Here is a 23991-nt window from a genome sequence, read left to right as displayed (position 1 = left end):
CAGGCTTCCGTCAGGCGTGCCCTGCTCACCTAGTTAGGAAGTTCCCATGACGCTCCTGCGTGCGCTGGTTCTTGTTTCGCTCCCGGCGCTCTTCATCTTGCACGCCTGCGGAGGTGCGCCGGACGTGACGCAATCCAACGGCGGCGCCGGAGGCACCGGCGGCTCGGCGGCAGCGGGCGGCAGCGGCGGCGGTGGCGGCAGCGGCGGAACCGGCATCACGTTTGACAGCGGACCGGATGGGGCCGACGCCGGCGGGGTCGATGGGGCTTGCCCGGGCTGCGACGCAGCCGCGGTCTGCGGTGATTCCGTCATCACCACACCGGAGAGCTGCGACGACGGCAACGCAAAACCCGGCGACGGTTGCTCCGGCGTGTGCGAGGTCGAGCCCGGTTATGGCTGCCCCACCCCGGGTCAGCCCTGCGTGGTCAAGGCAGCGGTCTGCGGCGACGGCAAGCTCAGTGGCAACGAAGCCTGCGACGACGGCAACAAGACTCCGGGGGATGGTTGCAGCGGGACATGCACGGTCGAGACGGGCTGGGCTTGCAGCGTACCCGGCGCGCCCTGCACACCCGTGACGACCAGCTTCTGCGGAGACGGAGCCGTCAATTCCGGGGAACAGTGTGACGACGGTGGCACGACCCCGGGCGACGGCTGCAGCGCGACGTGCGCGCTCGAGACCGGTTGGGTCTGTCCGACGCCGGGTAAACCTTGTCTCAAGAACGAGTACTGCGGAGACGGCGTGGTGCAGGCTGGCAAGGGTGAGGCCTGCGACGACGGCGGCACGACCCCCGGCGACGGTTGTTCGGGGGTGTGCACCCTCGAGCCCGGCTACGTGTGTCTGACGCCCGGAAAACCCTGCATCTCGATCTGGGTCTGCGGCAACGGCAAGGTCGATCCCGGCGAGAGTTGCGATGACGGCAACACCAATGCAAGCGACGGCTGCGCCGCTGACTGCACCCAGGTCGAGCCAGGTTACACCTGTCCCGCCACGGGTGGCCCGTGTGTGAAGGCGCCGCAGAACACCTGCGGCGACGCCAAGCTCGGCGGCACCGAACAATGTGACGACGGCAACACGGCACCGGGCGACGGCTGCTCGGGCACCTGCCAGGCGGAGCCCGGCTACAACTGTCCGACTCCGGGCCAGCTGTGTGTGCCCGTCGCGGTGTGTGGCAACAGCAAGCTCGAAGCCGGTGAGGGCTGCGATGACGGCAACAAGACGGGCGGCGATGGCTGCAGTGGGTCTTGCCAGATCGAGCCACTCTTCACCTGTCCGACCCCCGGGCAGCTGTGTGTCACGACCGTGAAATGCGGCGACGCCGTGATCGCCGGCACCGAGCAGTGCGACGACGGCAACACGGGTGGAGGCGATGGTTGCAGCGCGGCGTGCCAGCTCGAGGCGGGCTGGACGTGCCCCGTCCCCGGCGGAAAATGCGTCGCGAAGCAGTGCGGAGACGGCATCCTGGCTGGGCTCGAGCAGTGCGACGACGGCAATCCTGCCAGCAACGATGGCTGCAGCGCCGCGTGCAAGCTCGAGCCGGGTTGGGCGTGCGTGACCGTGAGCGGAAAGAGCGTGTGCCACGCCACGACCTGCGGCGACGGCAACAAAGAGGGCTTCGAACAGTGCGACGACGCCAACAAGATCCCGTATGACGGCTGCTCACCGTCGTGCAAAATCGAGCCCTCGTGCGCCAACGGTCAGTGCACGCCCGTGTGCGGCGATGGCCTCAAGTTCCCGCAAGAGGCGTGTGACGATGGCAACACCCAGAACGGCGACGGCTGTTCGGCAAGCTGCCAGATCGAGAGTGGCTGGTCCTGCAACGTCGTGACCGAAGCTCCGCCGAGCCAGCTGGTGATCCCGATCTTGTATCGAGACTTCCTCTACCGGGGCACCACCTCCCCCGGCCCCGGACATCCCGATTTCGAGTACTACGGAGGCCCGACGCCGAGCACCGGGTTGGTCAAGACGAACCTCGGCAGCGACAGCAAACCCGTCTTCAACGCAACCATCGGCAGCCTGGGCACTCAGCAGCTCACGGACGCGACCGCGTTCTGCTGGTGGTATCACGACGTGGGCTGCGCTGCGGGCAACCCCACGGGCGCGAACCCGTACTCGAAGCTGGTCTACACGACCAACGGGCTGCCGAACGGCCCGCCGACGACGCTGGTCCTGGCGAAGGGCGCGGGCAACACCTACCAGTTCGCGAGCTCGGCGTTCTTCCCGGTCGACGGGCTCGGCTGGGGCAACGCCCAGACCTACAACAACCACAACTTCGCCTTCACCAGCGAGCTCCGTTACCAGTTCACTTATCAGGGCGGCGCAACCCCCGAGGTGTTCGACTTCACGGGGGACGACGACGTCTGGGTGTTCATCAACGGCAAGCTGGCGGTGGATCTGGGCGGCCTGCACCCGGCGGCCAACGGCAGCATCACGCTCGACGCGACCGCGGCCACCAACCTCGGTCTGGTCGTCGGCGGCATGTACGAAATTGCGACGTTCCAGGCCGAGCGCCACACGGACGCGTCGAACTACCGCCTGACTCTCTCCAACTTCGTGCACGCCATTTCCCAGTGCACGACCAGCTGTGGAGACGGCATCGTGGCGGGCAACGAGATCTGCGACGACGGCACCGTCAACAACACGGGCGCCTACGGCAAGTGCAAACCGAACTGTACTCGCGGGCCTTACTGCGGAGATTCGCTGACCCAGAATCCCCCCGAGGTGTGTGACAACGGCAGCAACCTGGCCACCTATGGCGGGACCTCGCAACAGTGCGGACCAGGCTGCGTCTGGGCGCCGTACTGCGGCGACGCCGTCGTCTCGAACGGCGAGCAGTGCGACGACGGCACCGTCAACAACACCGGCGCTTACGGCAAGTGTGGACCGAGCTGTGTGCTCGGCCCCCGCTGCGGCGACGGCGCGTTGCAACTCGGCAACGGTGAGCAGTGCGACGATGGCGCAAACAACGGCGCCACCAGCAGCAAGTGCACGCTGACCTGCAAGCTCAAATGCGGCAACGGCAGCGTGGACGCGGGCGAGGAGTGCGACGACGGTAGCGCCAGCAACACGGGCGGCTACGGCAAGTGCAACGCGAACTGCAGCTTCGGACCGCGCTGCGGCGACGGGATCAAGAACGGCAGCGAGCAGTGCGACGACGGGAAGAACGACGGCAGCTACGGCACCTGCAAGGCCGGCTGCACCCTGGCCGACTACTGCGGAGACGGAAAGCTGACGAAGCCGCCGGAGACCTGCGACCAGGGTGCGGCCAACAGCGCCACGGCGTACGGGACTGCCCTCTGCACCAACGCCTGCACACCGGCGCCCTACTGCGGTGACAAGGCCGTGGATGGTGCGTTCGGCGAACTGTGTGACGACGGGGTCAACAGCGGGCAGCCGGGCTCGTGTACGCCGGACTGCAAGAACTTCGTGCCGCTCCTCAGCTGCGGCAACGGCATCGTGCAACCCCCGGAGAAATGCGACGACGGGGCGGCCAACGGCTCCTTGGCTAGCAACTGCGACATTCACTGCCAGCTCAAGTGCGGCAATGGCTACAAGGATCCGGGGGAGCAGTGTGACAACGGAGTGAACAGCGGCGCCTACGGCACTTGCAATGCCGATTGCACCCTGCCCGGCTACTGTGGCGATGGCGTCAAGAACGGCCCCGAGCAGTGTGACAACGGGCCCGCCAACGCTCCGGTATCGACGGCCTACGGTGCGGGAACGTGCAAGGTGACGTGCACCTGGGCACCCTACTGCGGCGACGGCTACGTGCAGTCCGCCTTCGGCGAGCAGTGCGACGGCGTCACCGGCTGCAACGCCAGCTGTCAGTGGTCGGTTCCGAAATGAGCTGAGAATGACCGCGAGACGCGGGCCACCTCGGGCGGCCGCAGGGTTGGCTGCCGTCGCGGTCCGGCGCTACCACACGACATGTCTTGCGCTTCGGCCACCCCCCTGGCGACAATGCACCTACGCCCTCGAGCACGAGCTGTGCGAGGCTTGGTTGCCACCATGACGCTGATGGATTTCGAACTGGAGCACGCTCGGAGCCCCGGCTTCCCGAGACTGCCCGAGCTGGAGGCGTGAAGCTTGCGGCTCACCCGAACCATCTTGGCGTGTGCCCTCGGCCTGTGTCTCACGAGCAGCGTGGCGAGCGCCGGCGAGGTCGCGACCAAGGCCGCCGCGGACGCGCTCTTTCGTCAGGCCGTGACTCTGGCAGACGGCGGTGACTTCCGTGCCTCCGTCGAGAAGTTCCGCGCCAGCTATGAGCTCGATCCGGCCCGCGGCACACTGCAAGGCTGGGCAATGGCCGAGGAGCGGCTCGACCGAGTGCTGGACGCCTACGCGCGCTTCCAGCGTTTGCTCGAGGTCTCCGTCAAGGCCGGTGACGAGACCCGCGCGAGTTTTGCTCGCGAGCGACTCCGCATCCTAGTGGGGCGCGTGCCTACGCTGGTGATCGACCTCGGTGGCGACGTGCCAAAGGGAACGAAGCTGACCTTGGACGACGACCCACTGCCCGCTGGGGTCGCCGGCACACCCTTGCCCATCAGTCCGGGACAGCACCGGATTGCTGCGGTTGCACCGGACGGTCGCAAGTTCTCTCGCATGCTCGCGGTGCCCGAAGGGGCCCGGGCCCACCTTCGGGTCACCTGGATCACGACACCGCGACCCGCCGATCCCGAACCGCAGCGCGCGGCCGCCGACGAAGGCGCACCGTCGAAGTCCAAATCGGTATTGCCAACGGCGGGACTGGTGCTCGGAGCGGTCGGCGTCGTTGCGGCGGGTGTGGGGAGTTACCTGTGGTTCGATGCCGGGAGTGACTTCTCGACCCTGGAGCAGCGCTGCCCAGACAAGAAATGCGCTGCGGAAGAGCAGGACCGAATCGATCGCGCGAAGCGCAAAGAGACCTGGAGTCAGGTGCTCGTCATCGGCGGAGCGTTGGCGGTGGCCGGGGGCGTCACGCTGTACGTGCTCGGCTCCCGCGAACGCACCGGAGCCCAGGCGGTCGTGAAAGCAACGCCGGGTGGCCTCGTCGTGAGCGGGAGGTTCTGAAGGCCGACCATGGGAGTACCGCAAGAAATCGGCCGCTACGTGCTGTTCGCGGAGCTCGCCTCCGGCGGCATGGCCACGGTGCACCTCGGGCGACTCAAGGGACAGGCTGGCTTCGCTCGCACCGTCGCCATCAAACGCTCCCACCCGGGCTTCGCGAGGGACCCCGAATTCGTCTCGATGTTCCTGGACGAAGCCAGAATTGCGGCGCGCATCCGTCACCCCAATGTGGTGTCCGTGCTCGACGTCGAGGCGCGCGACGGCGAGCTGTTTCTGGTCATGGACTACATCCACGGCGAGTCCCTCGCCCGGCTCTGGAAGCTGTCGGCGGGCAGCCCGGTTCCACCCGGGATCGCGGGGCGGATCGTGGCGGACGTGCTCTACGGTTTGCACGCGGCGCATCAGGCAAGGAACGAACGCGGCGAGCCGCTTCAGGTCGTGCACCGGGACGTCTCACCGCAGAACGTGCTGGTCGGCGCCGACGGCACGGCGCGGGTGACGGACTTTGGCATCGCCAAGGCGGTCAACCGCATCCAGACGACCCACGAAGGACAGCTCAAGGGCAAGCTCTCCTACATGGCCGCGGAGCAGCTCGAAGAGAAACACGTCGATGCGCGCACCGACGTCTACGCGGCGTCCGTGGTTTTTTGGGAATTGCTCACCGCTCGCCGCCTGCACACGAGCGCCGACGCCGGCGCCACGATCACGCGCATCTTGAGCGGCAACGTGCACCCACCGAGTCGGTTGGTGCCCGACATTCCGCCGGAGATCGAGGCCATCGTGATGCGCGGGCTCGCGCGCGAGATCGACGACCGCTTCGCGAGTGCACAGGACATGGCCGTGGCGCTCGAGCGGGCCATGCGGCTAGCGCTACCGGCCGAGGTCGCCGACTGGGTCGACTCACTGGCGCACGACTCGCTCGCCGAACGAGCGCGGGTGGTCGGAGAGCTCGAAACCAGTGACACTGGGCTCGATTCGCGCGAAGACGGCTCGGCGCGAGCGCACGAGCTGGCACGCGCAGCGACCGCGTCGTTTGCCGAGCTGGAGCCTCCAACCGAGCCGCTTGGTTTCGGCCAGAAGAGCATCCCGGACACCGGCTCCGGTGCACTGGCCGGAGAGCTCGGCTCCAAGTCCAACGCCAACGTGGCGCACTCCCTCGTGCCGCCGCCGAGCCCGGTGAAGAGGCTCGGCTGGTTGTCGGCGGTGTTGGTTGTCGTCGCAGGCGTCTTGGTGGTGACGGTGGTGTTCGTCTGGCGCGCGGGACCCGGCACGGCTCCTGCCGCCAGCACTCCCGGGCTCACGGCACCCGCGAACGCGCCACGCGAGGTGGCGACCCCAAGCGCGGCGCCATCGGTGAGCACGCCTGTGACAGCGCTCACCGAAATCACGGACGGGGCTCCGGCTGGTTCGGCGGAAGCGGTACCCGCTGCGGAGAACACCGCGAAACGCCCGAGCCGCGGACGACCGATGTCGCCAGCGTCGACCCCGGCGGCGCAAAAAAAGCCAACGTTTGGCAGCTTGTCACGGGAGTGACCCCCGATCTCAGATGCAGGTGCCGCCGACGCAGGACTGACTGCAGATCTTGGCGCAGCCACCGCAGTGAAGCGGATTCGTCTTGGTATCGACGCAGGCGGAGCCGCAGAGTGTTGGCGTACTCCCCGAGCACGTGATGCCGCAAGCTCCGCCGATGCAAGTGGCCGATCCCGTCCCCGCCGACGGTCCCGGGCAGGGTGAACAGCTCGTGCCACAGCTGCCCACGTCGGTGTTCGATTTACACAGTCCGCTGCAGGCGTGGTAACCCGAATTGCACGTCAGCTTGCACGCGCCATTCGAGCACTCGTTGCTGCCGTTTGGCGGGTCCGTGCATTGGGTGGCGCAACTGCCGCAGTGGTTCTTGTCCGTCTGGAAGTTGTAACAACTGTTGCCGCACTTGCCCGAGGTCGGGGGGCTACAATTGATGCCACAACTCCCAGCGCTGCAGGTCGCGCTGCCGGCGCCACTGCCGGGCCCCGGGCAGTTGGAACACGCGCTGTTGCATCCGCCTCCGGAGCAGCAGTGCGTCGGGTCATTCCCGTTCTGAAAACACTGGGTCGTGCCGCACGACGCCCAGCCGCCGTTGCAAATGAAACCACAGCCCCCCGCGCTGCAGGTGGCCGTGGCGTTCGCGGGCGGAGTGCACTTCGCGCCGCAGCCGCCGCAGTTGTTGACGTCGGTGGCCGTCGCGACGCAGGTGCCGCCGCAGTCGGTGAGGCCAGTGCCACAGCCCGTCCCGCAGCTACCGGAGTTGCAGAGCGCCGAGCTGCCACTGCAGGTCTTGCCACAGGCACCGCAGTTGGTCTTGTCCTGGAAGATGTTGGTCTCACAACCGTTGGCCTTGTTGCCATCACAGTCGGCAAACCCCGCCTTGCAAGCGGTGTAGCTACAGGCCCCGTTGTCGCAGAGCGCAGCCTGAGCATTTTGCGGATTGCAGGCCTTACCGCAGCCGTTGCAGTGCAGTGCATTGCTCTTGAGATCGGTCTCGCAACCGTTGTCAGGGTTGCTGTCGCAGTCGCCGAAGCCGGGGAAACACGCCGGCAGACAGCTGCCGCTATGGCAGGTAGCGCCAGCGTTGGTCTCATTGCAGGTCTTGCCGCAGGCCCCGCAGTTGCCCTTGTCGCCGTCGCTGACGTTGATCTCACAACCGTTGACGTCGTTCTTGTCGCAGTTTGCCCAACCACCAACGCAGACCGTGACTACGCAGGCAGCCTGAGAGCACGAGCTCTGAGCGTGCGGCAACGCACAGACGTTGCCGCAGGATTTACAGTTGTTCGCGTCCGTCGCGAGGTCGACCTCGCAGCCGTTCTGTTTGTTGCCGTCGCAGTCCTGCTTCGTTACGCACGCGGGATTGCCGTCGGGGCAGCACGGGTTGACCTCGCACACGCCGCTCGAGCAGATCCAGCCGGGGCCCTTGGCGGTCAGGCAGTTGTTGTCACACGTGCTGCAATGCTCCTTGTCGCCCGTCAGATCAACCTCGCAACCGTCCGCCGGATCCCCGTTGCAGTCGGCCCAGCCCGCGTCGCAGCTGCCGATGGCGCAGTTTCCCGCGCTGCACTTGGCTTGCGCGTGGGGCAACGCGCAGGGGGAGCACGCCGTCGAGTTGCTGCAGCCATACGCTGGTTCATCCGAGGTCAGGCACAGCAGGACCTTCGGGTCGTTCGGATCGGGACACACCTTCGCTCCGGGGAAACAAGTCCCGCCACCGATGCCACCTCCGCCGACCCCACTTCCCCCCGCGCCGCCCGAACCTCCGGTTCCGTCGCCGACCTGGAACGAGTCCCAGTCGCGGCTGCAGGCCGCCGAGGCTCCGAGCGCGACCAGCGCCCATCCCCATCCGGTCTGCGGCCTCATGGCTCGGATTCTAACCGACAACGTCAATCCGCGCGCGAGGGAACCTTCGCAGCCGCGCGCGCACCAAACCGTCGAGGGCTCGCAGCCGAAGGATCCGGGCCAGCGAACCCGTCGCCGGCTCTCCGCTTCTTTGCGCTCAGCCTGCGGCAGGTTCCCGACAGGCCGCGAGCTTCCGCTTCAGATCATCCACCCGCGCCTTCGCGTCGCGGACCGAAACCTCCGCGGCGTGCGCCGTCGTTCGCGCGAGGTTCAGCCCCATGTCGAGCTCGGCCATCTGGGTGATGGTTCGCTGACCGCTGGCCTGGGCCTCGGCCTGTTTTTTCGCCAGATGACGCCGAGCCGTCTTGTGCGCTTCTTCCGCGGACTCGAGCACCCCGCTCTCCCGCTCGACCCGCTCGGTGTAATACGCCGTGGCTTGCTCCCGCGAAAACGCCAAGAGCACCTCGATCTCTTCGCTGAGCTCGCTGGCCAGCGCGTTCAGTCGCTCCAGGTAACTCTCGCGATCGCGCTCGATCAGCTCGGCCTGGAGCTGCACCGACTGCAGCTCCGCCTGGGTGCGCGCGTGCTCGATCTGCGCGCGGGTCGAGGCGGTGGCCAGCTCGAGCTGCGCTCGGTGCTGAACCTCGAGCGCCGCGAGCTGCGCGTCGTGTCGCGCGCGAACCTCGCTAATTTTCTCGCGAAGTGACTCGACCTCGGCCCGGAGCTCCGCGAGCTCGGCCTGGTCAGCAGCGTCGGAGTTTGGGTCAGCCAAGTGACGATCCGGATTATCCGCCCAACTCCCCGCCGAGGTCCAAACAGTTGCGCATTTCTACCGGCGGCGCCGGCCGGACAGTGCCCAGGAAGCCGACCAGCCTCACACCGGCATGACGCCGCGCTTCTTTTGCGGCCGCTCGACCCGTTTGTTGGCGCTGAGCTCGAGCCCCCAGGCGATGGCGCGGCGGGTGTCCCGGGGATCGATCACGTCGTCCACGAAACCCCAGCCGGCGACCTTGTAGATGTCGATGTTCTTCTGGATCAGCTCGACCAGCTGTTTTTTCAGCTCCGGGTCCGGCTCACCCCCGCCAAACAGCTTCTTGCCGGCGATGCCCACCATGCCCTCGGCGCCCATCACGCTGACCTCGCCTGTCGGCCAGCTCACGATCAGATCCGGCTCGTACGCCCGACCGCACATCACGTAGTACCCCGCCCCGTAGGCCTTGCGCACGATGACGGTGATCTTCGGCACGGTCGCCGCGCTCATGGCGTGCAGCAGCTTGGCGCCGTGGCGAATGATCCCGGCGTGCTCGACCTTGGAGCCGACCATGAACCCCGGCACGTCCTGCAAAAACACCAGGGGCACGTTGAACGCATCACAGATCTGGATGAAACGCGCGGCCTTGTCCGCGCTGTCGTTCTCGAGGATGCCCCCGAGGTACTTCGGCTGGTTCGCGACGATGCCGACACTCTGCCCGCCGATGCGGGCCAGACAGGTGATGATGCTGCGTCCAAACTTCTTCTTCAGATCGAGGTAGTCACCATGGTCGACCACACTCTTGATCAGCCCGTACATGTCCCAGGTCTGACGCGGGTTCTCGGGCAAGAGGTCGAGCAGCGCGTCGTCCCGCCGGTCGATGGGATCGTCACACGGCACCAGCGGCGGAGCCTCGCCCTCACTCGACGGCATGAAGGACAAGTACTTCTTCACTTCGGCAATACACGCGCGGTCATCCTTGACCTCCGAGTCCGCCACACCGCTGACTTCGTTGTGCACCTTGCTGCCACCCAAGGTCTGTTCGTCGATCTCTTGACCGGTCACCGCCTTCACGAGCGGCGGACCGCCGAGCGCCAGGGAGCCGATGTCCTTGACCATCGGGACGAAGTCCGCGAGCCCCGGGATGTACGCGGTCCCCGCTGCCCCGGGCCCCATCATGGCCGCGACCTGCGGCACGACCCCGCTCATGATGACCTGCTCGCGAAACAGGTGGCCGGAGCCGGCGAACGTGCTGAGCTCGTCCGGGTGGTGGCCGCTGCCGGGGTCGATGCGCGCGCCCGCCGAGTCGATCAGCCAGATCATGGGCCGGCGCCCCGTGAGGGCCATCTTGCGCAGCCGCGTCACCTTCTCTTCGCCGGTCTGCCCGATGCTGCCGCCCTTCACGGTGAAGTCGTAGGCCGCCGCACACACCATGCGTCCATCGACCTTGCCGAAGCCGCAGATGACGCCGTCGGCGGGCGTGTCACCCCGCTCGCCCGCGGCGCCCATCTGCCGCCCGTGCATGCCGACCTCGAACCACTCGGCGGCATCGAACAGCAAGTCCATTCGCTCGCGCGCCGTGAGCTTGCCGCGCTCGTGCTGTCGGGCCACGCGGTCTGGGCCGCCCATCTCACGGATCTTCGCGCGCCGCGCCTCGAGCTCGGCGACTTTGTCCCTCATGCTCATGAGCCAGGTTCTCGCACGCATTCAGGGTGCGGATCCAGGGCGCTGCCATCAGCACCAATCCGCCTCAACCCGTTCGAGGCCACGAGCCAGCGCTGCTCTCCGCTTCTCCGAAGCAAAAATCTCTGCCGCCCTTCCGACTTCCTGTGAATTCTCTCCTCTGCTCCGAAGCAAAAATCTCTGCCGCCCTTCCGACTTCCTGTGAATTCTCTCCTCTGCTCTGCTCTCCGCTTCTCCAGCCGAGCTCGGCCGACCTTCAGCGCTTCGAGCCGCCGCCGCCCTCGAGGGTGACGTCGGTGGTGCCCGAGTTGTAGAGGACGACACCGGTCACGGTGAGCGCAACACCCCCGACCAACGTGATCCCCCCCCACTTGACCAGGCTGTCGCCGCGAGAGGCGCTCGAGCTCGAGCCGGAGTCCGTGGAATTGATCAGCGCCCCCGTGAGCAACAGGCTGCCACCGGTGATGGCCGCCAGGACACCAACCGAGCCCGTGACCGCCGACCAGGTCAACTTCGATGAGCTCCCCGGTCGAACGCGCGCGGTGACATCACCCTCCTTGTCGTAGACGGTGAACGCCGCCGAGGTCGGGATGTCCGGCCCCGCAATCATCAGGGGTTGCCCGAGCCGTGCGTCGATGAGGGTGTCACACGGCGCGCGGCAGAGCAGCGTGCTCGCGCCTTGCCCCAAGTATCCACTGCCGACCTTGTCGAGCCGCTGCGCTCCGAGGCCCTGGAGCTCCACGTTCGGATCGGGGCTGTCGATGTGAATCCGGACGATGCCGGGGCCAGAGCGGATCGTCGTGCCCTGCGCACCCGTGGCCAACCCGAGCCCCCCGCCGGGCGACACATCCGCGACCGGAACCGATTTGGCCAGCGTGGCGAGGCTCCCCAGCTCCGACACCTCGAGCCGCAGGATGGCGCCGCAGCCCGAGGGGGGACCTTCCGCGCTCGAAGCTCCTTCGCACGACGCAGCCTCACCATCCTTGCTGAGCAGCTCGTTCCGGGTCGAGCTCTTCGCGCCGGCTCCGGCCCCGAGCACGGACGCGCCGCCTCCCGCCTCGGCCTCGGCCCCAGCAAAGAACTCGAACGCGCCCGTGGTCATCGCGGTGACGACGTGCGTTGCGCCGTCACACGCGCCGTCGAGCTTGGGTTTCTCCGGCTCGACCGCGTCGAAGCGACCCACGACGTGCATCGCGACGTTCAGCTCGCCGGCCTTCTCCAGCTTGCCTTCGAGCTTCGCGGCCCCGACCGGGATCTGCGCGTAGAGCTCGTCGGCATCTCGGATCGACACCTTCTCGAGTTTGCGCGTCGTCGGGGTGTAACGATACGAACCGCCGATCTGACAGCGCGGCAGCACCTCCATCTCACAACCGGAGTAACGCACGACCACCATGCCGCGCTTGGCGATGGACTCGAGGGCCGCGCGATCCGACGACGGCCACTCGATGATGAGCGGGCGGTCCGAGCTCTTCTTCACCCGACACTTGCTCTGGCCTTCGGGTTCGAACTCCGGCGCCTTGGCAACCGGGCGAGCCGCCGAGCCGCAGCCCAGCCCCACGAGCGAGAGCACCAGAAGAAAGCCGTCGAGTCGCGCCATGCGCGGCGTTATACCCGAAGCGCGGGCAGACCTCCCCGGGGTCGGGACACGGCGCTGACTTGCATCACCTTCCGGTCGATGCGATTCTGCTCGCCATGAAACCGAGGGGAAAACGTCGTTCGTCGTTCGTGCCGGAGATCGTCTTCACCACCCTGTGCGCGGTGACGGTGATCCCAGCCTGCGGGGGTTCGGGCAGTGATGGCGGAAAGAAGGACGGCGGCGGCATGGGCGGCGCGTCCGTCGCCGCCGGCGGGTTCGCGGGCGTGGCGGCTGGAGGCTTCGGCGGTTTCAGTGTCGCCGACTCGGGCTTTGGCGGTGCATCCGTTGCGGCCGGTGGGTTCGCGGGCATGTCGGTCGCCGCCGGGGGTTTTGGCGGTGCATCCGTCGCAGCTGGGGGCTTCGGAGGTTTTCAGGCGGTCGCAGCCGGCGGCTTCGGCGGGCTCGGAGTGGCCGACTCAGGCTTCGGCGGCGCGCCGGCCGACGCGAGCCCCGACGCCATGAACGACGCCACCGACGCAACTCCGGAGTTCGGCACCTGGGCCGTCAGCGACGCCTTCTCCGAGATGGCCCTGCCCGCGCGGCGTTCACGTCGTTCCACCCGCGGCCGAACCCGCAAGCGCAAGCGGGCCTGACATGGCGGCCACCGCGCTCACGCTCAATCGCACCTTCACCCAGACTCCACTGGCTCGGCAGCACGAGCGTTTCATGGCCAAGGGCGTCGTGCGACGGCCGCGGGCCATACCCTGGAGGCGCTTTCAGCGTTCGCGTTACCCTGAGCCAGCACTCGCGCTCGCAGCCCACGAGATGAGCGCGCTGGCGCTGGGTGAGTACATCGCGGTCGATCAGTTCTCACGCATTGCGTCGGCGCTGGCCCTGAATGGGGTGCCCATGGATCTGGTGTCGACCGCCGCTGCGATCCCGGCGGACGAGATCCGCCACAGTGACTACACGCTGCGGTTTGCGTCGCTGCTCACCGGGCGCGACGTTGCCCTGCCGCTGCACCCGCCGGACTATCTGGCCCGCTTCCGCAAGGACATCGATCTCCCCGCCCTCGATCTGATCATGGTCGAGCTGCCCACCATCGCCGAGACCCTGGCGGCGGCGTTGCTCAAGGCCTGCACCGACCACGCAACCGATCCGGTCGCCAAGGCGGTGTTCGCTTCCATTCTGAGTGACGAGGTCCATCACCTGCGCCTGGGCTGGTACTACCTGACCTGGCGCTCGGCGGTGTGGACACGAGCCGAACGCCAACGCGTCGCCGACCATGCCGCCGGACTCATCATGGGCGTCGAGCGTCAGTTCTGGCAGGGGCGCGACGCGCCACCGGGCAGCAAACAGGCTGCGCGCGCCCTCGGTGTGCTCGACACGAAGTCGCAGCGGCGTGTGGTGAAGGACGTGATGCAAAACGAGATCGTGCCGGGGCTCGACGCCCTCGGCCTGGGTGCCTCCCACGCATGGCGCGCGCGCAAACGCGGCTCAGCCTGAACGCTTTCCCGTTCGGAGCCCTGTCCCGCCCGCTCACGAAGACGGAGCGCACACGGGTCCAGGGACACGTGACGAAGCTGCTCGCGTGGCAGCGCACCCTGATCCGCTGGCCAAGCGCCAGGGCCGCCGGTTTTCCCGCCGCGGTGCCGTTTGTGTCCATCTACGCGGGCGGACGCCTCCTCGGCTGCTTTGGCACACCCGAAGGCAGCGCCGCGGAGCGTCTCTCCCGAGCGTTCCTCCTGGCGCTCCACGACGGGCGTTTTGCCTCGCCCGCCGGGCAGCGTGATGCCCTCGCGATCGAGGTGGCGTATCCGCGCTCACCCGTCCGATTGAACCGCCTCGAGCTCGAGTCCGCGCTCGAACCCGGACACCATGCGATCGGTTTCGCGAAATCGGGCGCGCCGCCGGTGCTGCTCTTGCCGTCGGTGGCGCGGGACGGTGGGCTCGAAGTCCAGGCCAATCTCGAGCTGGTGGCAAGGAAGGCCGGTGTCACGCCGGACGCGCTGGCAGAAGGCGCGCTGTTCGTTTGTGAGATGGAGACACTCGTCGTACGCGCTCGACCCCACGTTGCATCGAAGCTGGACTCACGAGAGCAAGCAGCACGTTGGCTTGCGCGCCGCATCGACGGCGCCGGCGGCATCGAGTTCGGCTGTGATCCCCGCACGGGTCAGCGCGCGCTCCGCGGTGAATTTCATCACGGCCGCTCCGCGATCGTCATCCGTGCGCTCGACGAACACGGCACGGAGCCCGCGCTCGTGAGACGCGCCAAGCGCTGCCTCCTGGCTGAGATTCGCGCGGGACTGCGCGGAACCGCGCCGCCCGGTTGGCCGCGCTCCGTCCCCGAAGTCGCGGGCACGCTCGCGCTCGCGCTCATGGCGGGAGTCGATGTTCGGCGCGAGCTCGCCGCCCTGGCGAAACACCGGCACCTCGCGAGAGTCCCTTGGCACGCGGCGCAGGTGGTGCTTGCTCTGGGCAAGGACGCGCCGCCTGCGCTCTGGCGAGCGTGCGTCACAGATCTCGCAGCGACCCCTTGGGCGCCGTGGACGTGCATGGCGGCCCGCGCGCTCGGAGATGGCCCAACCCTCGCCCGCACCACGCGCGCGCTGCTGGCGTCGGTGCGCAGCACCGAGCCCTACCGAGGCGGCGTCGGCAAGACATCGACCCCGGAGCTGGCGTTGACGGCTGTGGTCGTCGAGGCCCTCGCCGGCGACGAGAGTCGCGCCGCGCTCGGAGCGATCCGCGACGCACAGGCATTCTTGCGGCGCTGGCAGCACGTAGACCCCATCCCCGCGGCCTACGCTCCCGAGGTCGCCCGCGGCGGGTTCCCCCTCGCGCCCATCGCCCCGCTCCAGCGCGCGGACGTGACCGCGCACGCGCTCCGCGCCCTCAGTGTGCCGGCGTAAGGGCGGCCCTCGCCACCCCTGCCGTCAGGCGCTTCTCAGCTCCCCCACTCACTTCCGCTGACGAAGGTGAGATCTGGCGCACCGACCACGCCGGCAGACTGCATCGCCTGCTTCAACTCGGGCGAGGTAGCGAAGCCGCGCAGCGAGTCGATGGACTCCGCCTGCAGGTACACGACCACGACGTTGGGGTTCTGAGCGCTTCGATTCATGGCGTGGCCACAAATACCGGCCTTCGCCCGCGCTTGTGCATGCGCGTCGAACGCGGCCTTCCACTGGGCAAAGTCGCTGACCTCGTGGCGCACGATCAAGCCGGCCAGGGCCCGCTCCTTGTTCGTCAGATCTTCGACTGGAGTCACCATCGCGATGCGCGGCGGGCCCTTCACCCCGGCTTCACGCATCGCGGTTGCCAAGGCCGGGCTCGAGAGGAAGGCCTCGATCGGGCCCGCGTCGGCCCCAGCGAGGTAGACGCTCAGACGGTTCGGGTCGTCCGCATGGCGATTGATGTGGGCGGCGATGATGCCCGCATTTCGGCGAGCCGGTGCGTGAGCGTCGAAGGCCGCCTTCCAGGTGTCGTAGTCCGTGACGTCGTGGGTGATGACGACGGCGGCTTTCGGGAGCTGCTTCTGAGTGTTGGTCTGGGTCTGCATGAGTCTCGTCCTCCTCTTTTCGCCAGCCCCTTGCTGGCCTCGAGAGGAGTACCGGAGACGCCCACGCCCGCAGAGACGGAGAGTTCGCATCGCCCCCTTGCACAGATCGACAGACCCAGCCCACCATGGCAAATGTGGCCGTGAATTGGGACGATCTGCGCTTCCTCCTGGCGCTTCGCCGCGCCGGCTCGCTGGGCGCCGCGGCCCGTCCTCGTCATCCCGCCGGATCACCAGCACACGGTGCGCGTGCGTCTGGTGATGGACGCAGTGGTCGCGCTCTTCAGCTCCGAGCGGGCTCTGCTCGAGGGGTGGGTTCGAGTGTGAAGCGGGTTGCCGCGCGCTGGCTCTGGCTCCCGTTTTTCCTGGCCGCAGGCTCGGCAGCCCCGGAAGCTCGCGCAGACAAAGCTCCACCCGCCTGGCCCGTGCGCGCCAACGTGTCCATGCCGTTCGGCAGCACCGGTGGCCGCGAACAACTGCAAGGTTTCACCTGGGGTTTTCGCGGTTCGGTTAGCGTCTACCCGACCGATAGCGGTCGCGGCGTCGGCGTCGGTGTTTACATCGACACGTTGATCGACGCACAGACCCACTCGCTCTCATCGTGGGGCGGAGCCTTCGCGGTGCCCTTCGCGTCCGCCGACTGGATCGACTTTCGTGTCGGCGCCTACGCGGGTAGCCGAGGCAGCAGTGAAGGCGGCGACAACCAACGGCGCCTGGCCGCCGGGGTCTTCACCGACGTCGTGCTCCCCGCGTACCTCTACGACCTGCGCGGGGGACTGCGCCTGGACTCGAGCTTCGACGGACGCGGCATGAGCAGCCGGTCCTTGTTGTTCGAGGTCGACATCGCTGCGCTGCTCGGTCTGTTCGCGCTGGCTGGCAGCGGCGTGCGCTGAGCTCAGCGCCCCGTCCAGCTCGGCTCGCGCTTCTGCAAGAAGGCCATCAGCCCCTCCCGCGCGTCGTCGGTGGCGAGGCACTCGTGCAGCCGCTGCTCGAGGACGGGGAGCTTTTCGTCGAGCGTCATCTCTTCCGTGTCCCGGAGCGCCGTCAGCCCGAGCCGCAGGGTGTTCGGGCTCTTCTGCCCGAGCATCGTGGTGTATTCGGCGACCGCAGCGTCGAGCTCGGCAGCGGGAACGGCCTTGTTCACCAGGCCAAGCCGCGCCGCCTCGTCCCCGCTCATGTGTTTGCCCGACAGCATCATCTCGACCAGCGCGCGTCTCCCCATCAAGCGCTCGAGCAGAGCCATGATCATGAAGGGGAAGAGCCCGACCTTGATCTCCGGCGTGCCGAGCTTTGCGTCAGACGCGGCGACGGCGAAGGTGCAGGCGGCCACCAGGCCAAGACCGCCGCCCATGGCGTGCCCGTTCACGCGAGCAATCGTCGGTTTGTCTCCACGCCAGAGGCGCAAGAGCAAGTCCTTGTAGTCACCCTTGAACGGCAGCTCCCCCGCCTCGCTGCCGGCCGTCATCTGCTGGAAGTCGCCGCCGGCACAGAACGAGTTGCCAGCCCCGGTGAGCACCACACTCCGCACCGATTCGTCGTCCCGCGCGTCGTCGAGCGCCCACACCAGCTCGTTGACCATCTGGGTGCCGATGGCGTTGCGGCGTTCCGGGCGATTCAGCGTGACGGTCGCGACGCCGCCATCGCTGGCAACGAGCAGGGTCTTGTACTCGCGCGCCTCCATCACGACACCCGAGACAAATTCAAGATCTGACGGGCCTCGTCCACGGTCGCGGGCCTGCGGCCGACGGTGCGGACGAGCCCCACGGCGGTCTCCACCATGTCGCCGTTGGACTTCGCCATCTCACCGTTCGGCAGGTAGAGGTGGTCCTCGAGCCCGGTGCGGATGTTCCCGCCGAGCACCAGCGCCGTGGCCAGCATCTTCCAGTGCCCGTGGCTGATCCCGATCACCTCCCACTCGCTGCCCGGCACGGTGAGCTTGCTCTGGAGCTGCAGTGACTCGACGAGCGGCGGAATTCCGCCGAGCACGTTCACGATGAACGAGTACTGAAGCGGCGGTTTCAACACCCCCATGTCCACGAGCGGCCAGACGCCGTGGGTATGTCCGCTGTCGAAGCACTCGAGCTCGGGTTTCACCCCGGCTTCGTTCATGGCCGAGAGCAGCTTGATGATCTTCTCGTAGGTGTTCGGGAACACCATGTCGAAGACGAAGTCTTTGCGCTTCGCCGAGTACTTCGAGTAGTTCATCGTGCCCATGTTGAGGGCGGCGATCTCGGGGCGGGTCTCCCGGATGTACGTGCTCTGCTCGGAAACGTCGTCGCTCATCGTGCCGGTGGAGTAGTTCAGGATGATCGGCGACCGGGCGCGCACCTCCTTGCGGATGTTCGCGAACACCGCGGGGCTGAAGGTCGGAGAACCGTCGTCGTTACGCGCGTGGATGTGCACCACGGATGCGCCCGCCTCGTAGGCGCGCCGGGCTTCCTCCCCGATTTCAGCCGGTGTGTACGGGATGCCCGGGCACTGGCTGCGATTGGCCAGCACACCCGTCAGCGCGCAGGTGACCACACAGATGTCTGGATCTCGAGTGCCCTTGTCACGACTGGTGCTCATACGGTTTCACCTTTCTCTTCGACCAGCTCGCGCACACGGCGAGCCAAACGTGTGAGGATTCGGCTGAGCTCGGCGGCATCCCGCGCGCTCAGCTCACCCAAGATCTGCCGGAAGATCTGCACCGGCTCCACCGGGATGTCGGCCGCGAGCCGATGACCTTTTCGGGTCAGTGTGATGTGGATCACCCGCCGGTCGTCCTCAGAGCGCCGGCGTTCGACCAACCCCTCGCGCTCCATGCGGTCGATGATGCCGGTCACGGTGCTGTTGCGCGCGCGGATCTTCCACGAGAGCTCCGACAGCGAGAGTTTGCCCACCGGCTCCAGCATCTTCACCACGGCAAGCTGCGGTCCAGTCACCCCGTGTCGCGCCGCGACGTCCTTCGTGATGCGCCGGCTCTCGGTGTAGAGATACAGGATCGCCTCGACGATGGAGTCGAGCTCCGGTTGCTCGGCGAGGCTGGGTTTTGGGCTCGAACGCACCGTCTTGGGCTCCGCGGCGAATTGTTTCGCGTGCGAAGTATTCGCCCGCCGCTCCGGCAGGGTCAAGCCCGGCGAGGCCCGCGGGCGAAGCCGCTTCCGAGCCCTGCCGCCCGCGTCCCGGTTTTTGTGCCACCCGCTGGCACAGCTCCGGCTCGAGCCGGTCGAAGCAGCGGAAATCGCGGCGCTCGAGCCGGCGTCACGCTGGCATGCCCACTGCAAACTCGTGCTGCATGCGCAAGCTCTCGGCCCTGATGGGGGCGCTCTTTTTCATCGGCTGCGGCGGTTCGGTCACCCAGGGTGAGGCGACAGGAGGCGCGGGCGGCGCGGCGGGGGCAGGAGCCGGCGCGGGCTCGGGCGGTGCAGCGGGCGCCGGGAGTTACGGCGGCGCGGCCGGCTTCGGGGGCTCGATGGGAGGCGCGGCGGGGTTCGCCGGCGCCGGCGGTTACGCCGGCGAGTTCTGCTGCAAGGACGACACGGACTGCGGAACCAACCCATCCCCACCGAATGGTCCGCCTCAGCTCCCACTGCAGTGGGTAGCGGGCGTGTGCCGAGAGAAGCCACCTCCCATGAAGTGCTGGCAAGACGGGGACTGTCCGTACGGCATGTGCATCGGCGCGTCGGCGTGTCCGTGCGGCGCGGACTGCATGGCAGACCAGCTCGGGTCGTGCATGGCGCCCACCGACTACTGCTGCAAGACGGACAACGACTGTGGCGACTACGCCTACTCACCCTGTGTCAGCGGCGTGTGCAAACAGCCCGTGATCGGGCATTGCTGGAAGACCGAGGAGTGTCCAGCGGGTCAGAAGTGCGTCGGCGTGAGCGTCTGCCCGTGCCCCTACGAGTGCGGCATGCTCGAATCGCCGGGGCAGTGCCTGTAGCTCCCGCGCCGGCGCTGGTTCAACCGTGCTCGGCGCCCACGCCTGGCGCGCCGCCGCGGTCGCGGCGTCGTACGGCTGCGAGCAAGCCAGCGAGGACGAGCCAGCCCTTGCTCGAGCGTCGCTGACCCGGACCGGTGACTGAACATCCCTCATCGAGCTCGGTCGTCCCGGACTTCGGTGAGATCGCCGCGGAGCCACCGCTCGCCGCACCCGCGCCGCCCGCCTTGCCGCCACTTCCGCCTGAGGCGCCGCCGCTCGCGCCGCCGGCTCCACCCGAACCGTCATCGCCCGCGGCCCCAGCACTTCCGCTCGCACCGGATGCACCCCCACCACCCGGCGAGGGCTTCGGAGCGCCGCACTGCGCGCTGCCACCACCCTGGGTGCAGGGCGCACTTGCGGGGCACTTCTCCGTGGTGATCCCGCCAAGGTCGTTGCAGTGAGCGAGCTGGCCGTCCGGTAGACACACGTCGTGCGCAACGGTGGGTTTGTCGAGACAGAACACCACCACGCAACGGGCACCCTTGGCGTCCGACACACAGCCCGCGCCGTACACCGAGCAGTCTCCCGTCGAGATGGCGCCGTCGTTGCAGTCACCGATCAGCTTGTCGTTGACACAAACTTTCTTCTGACCGACCGCGGGGCAGAAGACACTCGCGCAGCGCACACCCTTGGCGTCATCGACGCAGGTCGCGCCGTAGACCCCGCAGTCGCCGACTCCGCAGTCAGCGCTCACGATCTTGCTGCCCTCACAGTGTGGTTTGCACTGCTGCGGGCAGGAGGTGTGATCCACCGCCTGAAGGTGCGGAAACGGATCGATGCCCTGCTCGTAGACGCCCGGGTAGATCGAAAAGTGAAGATGGGGTGACGTGCCCGACGCACTGCCGGTGTTGCCCAGCGTGCCGATCACCTGGCCCGCGCTCACCTTCTGCCCCTCGCTCACCGCGATCGTGGTCAGGTGGGCGTGGTAGTAACTCCAGCCGCAACCGTCTTGGACGGTGACGCGGTTGCCCCCGACGGTGTTCCAGCCCGCCTTGACGATGGTGCCGTTCACCGGCGCGACGATCGGCGTGCCCTTCGGGCCGAAGATGTCGTTGCCGTAGTGACTGCCGCCGATGTAGTCCGAGTTGTCCGGTGAGCTCCCGGGGTGGGCGGGACAGGTGTAATTGAGAGCGTTCGCGTCGTAGCCGCCATTGTGGGGACCCGCCACCGGGTAACGCTGGAGGCTCGGGCCACAGGTCACGGCCTCGCCGACCTCCTGCAGCAGATCGTCGTCTGCCGCGTGGTCCCCGGGCGGCTCACTCGCGCTGCAGCCCGCCAAGACCAGCATCAGCCCGAACCCGCAAAAGTGCTTCACACCGGGCTCTCTCTTCAAGAGCCGTGCCGCCGAAAAATCCGCGGCTTTCGCGCTGCATTGTCCGGCGCGAGAACACCGCGCGTGGCGCGATGCCCGGGATTTGTCTGCGTTTCGCCGCCAGCGGTGTTGGCTGACAGTGTTTTCCGAGCAGCTCTCGCCGCGGTTCAGGGCTTTTTCGACTTCTTCCGCAGCTCTTCGAGCTCCGCGACGTTTGCCTTCACTCGCGGGTCGCTCGGATCGATGGCCGCGGCCTTCTTGAACGCGGCCTCAGCCTCGTCGAGCTCCCCCTTCTGCGCGAGCGCCGTGCCCAGGTTGATCCAGGCCGACCCGAGCTTGCTGTCCTTCTTGAGCGCCAGGCGATACGTGGCGATGGCCTTGTCGAGCTGACCGCGCTGCTGCATCGCGTAGCCGAGGTTCGACAAGAACGTCGCCCGGTCTGGGGCCAGCTTCACGGCGGCCTCGAGGTGCGGAAGCGCCAGGTCCGGTTTGTTCGCTGCCAGGTACGCGGTCCCCAGATCGCCGCGCGCACGCGCGTCGTTCGGCGCGAGCGCCGCCGCGCGCTCGTACGCCTTGATGGCGTCTTCGACCTGACCACGCATCATGAGCGCCGTGCCGAGGTTGCCCAGGCGCGCAGGGTTGTCGCGGTCCAGCTCCGCCGCCCGACGAAAGCGCGCGAGCGCCTGCTCTGCCTTGCCCGTCGCCAAGAGCGCCACGCCGAGCGCCGAGTGCGCTTCCGGATCGTTCGGCTCGAGCCCAACGGCCTTCTCGAGCTCCGCGAGCGCTTTGTCCGCCTGTCCCAGGATCAAGAGCAGTCGGCCGCGGTCGACCCGGGCCGGACCGTAGTCCGCGTTTGCCTTGATCACCGCGCTGACTCGCTTCTCGAGGGCAAGGATGCGCTTGTCCTTCGGCGCTACCGCAAAATCCGTGGCCACACCGGACTCGGCCAGGAGCACGCGCACCAGACCGATCTCCGGAGCCGGGTCCTTCGGCGCGAGCTTCTTTGCCTTCGTGAAGTGCTGTTTCGCGAGGGCGAGCTGATCGTTGACGTAGGCCTTGTCACCCTCGAAGAGCTCCGCATCGAGGGCATCTCCGGTCCCGCGAGAGAGCCCGCCCGGCATCTTCCCCGCGCGGGGCGGCTCCGGGGGGGGCGTAGGCGGTGGAGCGCTGTTCGGCGTGCCGCTCGCCGCGATTGGCGGAGTGCAAGGTGCGCCGGGCGCACAGGCGGGCGCGCTGCCGAGCGGTCCGGGGTTCGGACCTGGGCTGTGCAGGTCCGAGTAGAGGGCCGGCTCACCGCTCGGTCGCGGAGGCGGTGGTGCGCCCCGAGCGTCGGCGTTCTCGGCCCCGGCGCCGCAAGCGATGAACGGCGCAGCAGCCAGCAGCAGAAACAAACCCCAGCGCGACTCGCTCATCGACGGCTCACGGCGTCGCATCCGTCTTGACGCTGTGCTCCTTGCCATCGAAGCGCAAGAGCGACGGTTTGTTGTCGAGCACCGTGGCCAGCACGACAGGGCGCTTCCAGATGCGGACCAGCGCCTGCAGGGTTTCTTTTGCGTAATCAGCCCGCAGATCCACACCCTGGTGGTCGTGCGACAAGAGCAGCTCTCCGGTGTTCTCGAAGTTCGCGTCCACCACGTAGATGTAGGGGTTCCCGAAGTTGGTCAGCGAATAGAGCAGCTTCTCCTTCACTGCCTTGAACTCTCGCGTGTCGATCTCGAAGCGCTCGTTGCGGTTCGACCAACCAAAACTGAAGAACTTGTGCTCGAGGCAGAACTCCGGGGTCAAGAACTCGTCGATGAACGTCACGTCGGTGTAGAGCGCGCGCACCTCGGAGATCTTCTGCCTTCCGAGTCCCAGGCGCAGATCCCAGTTCCGCTTCTGATCCAGGTCGTCACACTCGTCCCACTCGCGGCCGAACTGGCCCTTGTTCCAACGATCTTCGATGTGGCGGAAGAGCTCGACGCCGAGTTTGTACGGATTGAGCCGCCCGCCGCTGGTCGCCATCACGCCGGCGTTGTTCTCGGCGTAGTCGATGATGTCGCTCGGGTCGGCCACCCGCTCCGTCATCAGGCGGCTGTGCCAGAAGCTCGCCCAGCCCTCGTTCATGACCTTGGTCTGCATCTGCGGCACGAAGTAGTAGGCCTCCTCGCGAATGATCGAGAGGATCAGGCGTTCCCACTTCTCGAGCGGCGCGTTCTCGAGCAAGAAGGCGAGCACGTCCTGCACCGGCTCCGGCGGGTACTTCTTGAGCTTCTCGCGATCGGCCTCGATCTTCTGCTTCTGCTCCTCGAGGAACTCCTGGGGATTGATGAAATCCTCCATGTAGTCCTTGGAGCGGAGCCGCGGGACCTCCACCTCGTTCGGCTCGTCGTCCGACGACGGGGGTCGGTCGCGAACCACGAAGCGCGAGTAGGCGTCGATCAGGTTCTCGAGCGACAGGCACACGTCGATGAACTCTTCGACCCGACCGATGCCGAAGCGATCGACCACCCGCCGCACCGCCGTGGCGTGGTTGGCCATCTTGTCCACCCACTTGCGGTTCGGGGTGTACTCCCCTGGGTGCTGCCGCATTGGATCGACGACCTCACCGGCGTCCAGATCGGTGGGGCGAAACGCGAAGTTGTTCTTGAAAAAATCGACGTGCCCGAAGACGTGACACATGACGAGCTTCTGGTCGGTGAAGCTGTTGCCCTCGAGCAGGTAGGCGTACGAGGGGTTGTTGTTGATGACCATCTCGTAGAT

At 67.4% G+C, this 23991-nt stretch carries 19 protein-coding genes; 8 read left to right on the top strand and 11 right to left on the bottom strand.

The features are described from left to right. Positions 1 to 46: 46 nt before the first annotated feature. The 3 genes from IPI67_22450 (at position 47) to IPI67_22440 (ending at position 6577) form a co-directional block, all read left to right on the top strand. Positions 47 to 3844, top strand: coding sequence for a DUF4215 domain-containing protein (locus IPI67_22450; GenBank protein ID MBK7582944.1), 3798 nt, complete (start codon positions 47 to 49; stop codon positions 3842 to 3844). 240 nt (positions 3845 to 4084) lie between these two features. After that, positions 4085 to 5047 carry a hypothetical protein gene (locus tag IPI67_22445; protein ID MBK7582943.1) on the top strand — a complete coding sequence of 321 codons (963 nt, stop codon included), beginning with the start codon at positions 4085 to 4087 and terminating at the stop codon, positions 5045 to 5047. A gap of 9 nt (positions 5048 to 5056) precedes the next feature. Beyond that, a complete protein-coding gene (locus IPI67_22440) occupies positions 5057 to 6577 on the top strand; it encodes a protein kinase (protein MBK7582942.1) in 1521 nt (506 codons plus the stop codon). Positions 6578 to 6586: 9 nt separating this feature from the next. On the opposite strand, the gene IPI67_22435 is transcribed toward IPI67_22440, so the two are convergent. The 4 genes from IPI67_22435 to IPI67_22420 form a co-directional block, all read right to left on the bottom strand. Continuing rightward, positions 6587 to 8431: a hypothetical protein gene (locus tag IPI67_22435; protein ID MBK7582941.1), complete on the bottom strand. Its 1845-nt coding sequence runs from the start codon at positions 8429 to 8431 to the stop codon at positions 6587 to 6589. A 136-nt stretch (positions 8432 to 8567) separates the two neighbouring features. Next, positions 8568 to 9182: a hypothetical protein gene (locus tag IPI67_22430; protein ID MBK7582940.1), complete on the bottom strand. Its 615-nt coding sequence runs from the start codon at positions 9180 to 9182 to the stop codon at positions 8568 to 8570. Positions 9183 to 9284: 102 nt separating this feature from the next. Continuing rightward, positions 9285 to 10847 carry an acyl-CoA carboxylase subunit beta gene (locus IPI67_22425; GenBank protein ID MBK7582939.1) on the bottom strand — a complete coding sequence of 521 codons (1563 nt, stop codon included), beginning with the start codon at positions 10845 to 10847 and terminating at the stop codon, positions 9285 to 9287. A 253-nt stretch (positions 10848 to 11100) separates the two neighbouring features. Then, positions 11101 to 12441 (bottom strand): hypothetical protein, encoded by a 1341-nt coding sequence (locus IPI67_22420; protein ID MBK7582938.1) that lies wholly within the window; start codon positions 12439 to 12441, stop codon positions 11101 to 11103. A gap of 95 nt (positions 12442 to 12536) precedes the next feature. Between IPI67_22420 and IPI67_22415 the strand changes: the two genes are divergently transcribed. From IPI67_22415 to IPI67_22405, 3 genes are read left to right on the top strand one after another with little or no spacing between them, the layout of a single operon-like run. Next, positions 12537 to 13073 carry a hypothetical protein gene (locus IPI67_22415; protein ID MBK7582937.1) on the top strand — a complete coding sequence of 179 codons (537 nt, stop codon included), beginning with the start codon at positions 12537 to 12539 and terminating at the stop codon, positions 13071 to 13073. A gap of 1 nt (position 13074) precedes the next feature. After that, positions 13075 to 13926 (top strand): ferritin-like domain-containing protein, encoded by an 852-nt coding sequence (locus IPI67_22410; protein MBK7582936.1) that lies wholly within the window; start codon positions 13075 to 13077, stop codon positions 13924 to 13926. Further along, positions 13896 to 15329: an AMMECR1 domain-containing protein gene (locus tag IPI67_22405; protein MBK7582935.1), complete on the top strand. Its 1434-nt coding sequence runs from the start codon at positions 13896 to 13898 to the stop codon at positions 15327 to 15329. Before IPI67_22410 ends, IPI67_22405 begins: the two co-directional genes overlap by 31 nt. A 35-nt stretch (positions 15330 to 15364) precedes the next feature. On the opposite strand, the gene IPI67_22400 is transcribed toward IPI67_22405, so the two are convergent. Continuing rightward, on the bottom strand, positions 15365 to 15976 hold the full coding sequence (locus IPI67_22400; protein MBK7582934.1) for a hypothetical protein: 612 nt from the start codon (positions 15974 to 15976) through the stop codon (positions 15365 to 15367). A gap of 320 nt (positions 15977 to 16296) precedes the next feature. Here IPI67_22400 and IPI67_22395 point away from each other — a divergent pair, with 320 nt between their 5' ends. After that, positions 16297 to 16866, top strand: a complete 570-nt coding sequence (locus IPI67_22395) for a hypothetical protein (protein ID MBK7582933.1) — start codon at positions 16297 to 16299, stop codon at positions 16864 to 16866. A 2-nt stretch (positions 16867 to 16868) separates the two neighbouring features. On the opposite strand, the gene IPI67_22390 is transcribed toward IPI67_22395, so the two are convergent. Genes IPI67_22390 through IPI67_22380 form a run of 3 tightly spaced genes read right to left on the bottom strand, consistent with a single transcriptional unit; the run spans position 16869 to position 19020 of the window. After that, positions 16869 to 17654, bottom strand: coding sequence for an enoyl-CoA hydratase/isomerase family protein (locus IPI67_22390; protein MBK7582932.1), 786 nt, complete (start codon positions 17652 to 17654; stop codon positions 16869 to 16871). Further along, entirely contained in the window at positions 17654 to 18541 is an 888-nt protein-coding gene (locus IPI67_22385) for a 3-keto-5-aminohexanoate cleavage protein (protein MBK7582931.1), read from the bottom strand. The genes IPI67_22390 and IPI67_22385 overlap by 1 nt, the downstream gene beginning before the upstream one ends. Then, complete coding sequence (locus tag IPI67_22380; protein ID MBK7582930.1) at positions 18538 to 19020, bottom strand: MarR family transcriptional regulator; 483 nt, start codon at positions 19018 to 19020, stop codon at positions 18538 to 18540. The genes IPI67_22385 and IPI67_22380 overlap by 4 nt, the downstream gene beginning before the upstream one ends. Before the next feature lie 230 nt (positions 19021 to 19250). Here IPI67_22380 and IPI67_22375 point away from each other — a divergent pair, with 230 nt between their 5' ends. Continuing rightward, positions 19251 to 19898, top strand: coding sequence for a hypothetical protein (locus IPI67_22375; protein ID MBK7582929.1), 648 nt, complete (start codon positions 19251 to 19253; stop codon positions 19896 to 19898). A gap of 19 nt (positions 19899 to 19917) precedes the next feature. Here the strand turns inward: IPI67_22375 and IPI67_22370 are convergent, their stop codons facing one another. The 3 genes from IPI67_22370 to IPI67_22360 all read right to left on the bottom strand — a co-directional run. Beyond that, the gene (locus tag IPI67_22370) at positions 19918 to 21252 is read right to left on the bottom strand and encodes a M23 family metallopeptidase (protein MBK7582928.1); all 1335 of its coding nucleotides are present in this window, start codon (positions 21250 to 21252) and stop codon (positions 19918 to 19920) included. A gap of 164 nt (positions 21253 to 21416) precedes the next feature. Next, a complete protein-coding gene (locus tag IPI67_22365) occupies positions 21417 to 22661 on the bottom strand; it encodes a tetratricopeptide repeat protein (GenBank protein ID MBK7582927.1) in 1245 nt (414 codons plus the stop codon). Between the two features lie 7 nt (positions 22662 to 22668). Further along, on the bottom strand, positions 22669 to 23991 hold a 1323-nt coding region (locus IPI67_22360; GenBank protein ID MBK7582926.1), incomplete at its 5' end, for a SpoVR family protein.

The organism is Myxococcales bacterium (assembly GCA_016706225.1).
Classification (GTDB): Bacteria; Myxococcota_A; Polyangia; order Polyangiales; family Polyangiaceae; genus JADJKB01.
Note: the sequence above shows the minus strand (reverse complement) of the source record. Positions and strands in the feature narration are given on the sequence as shown.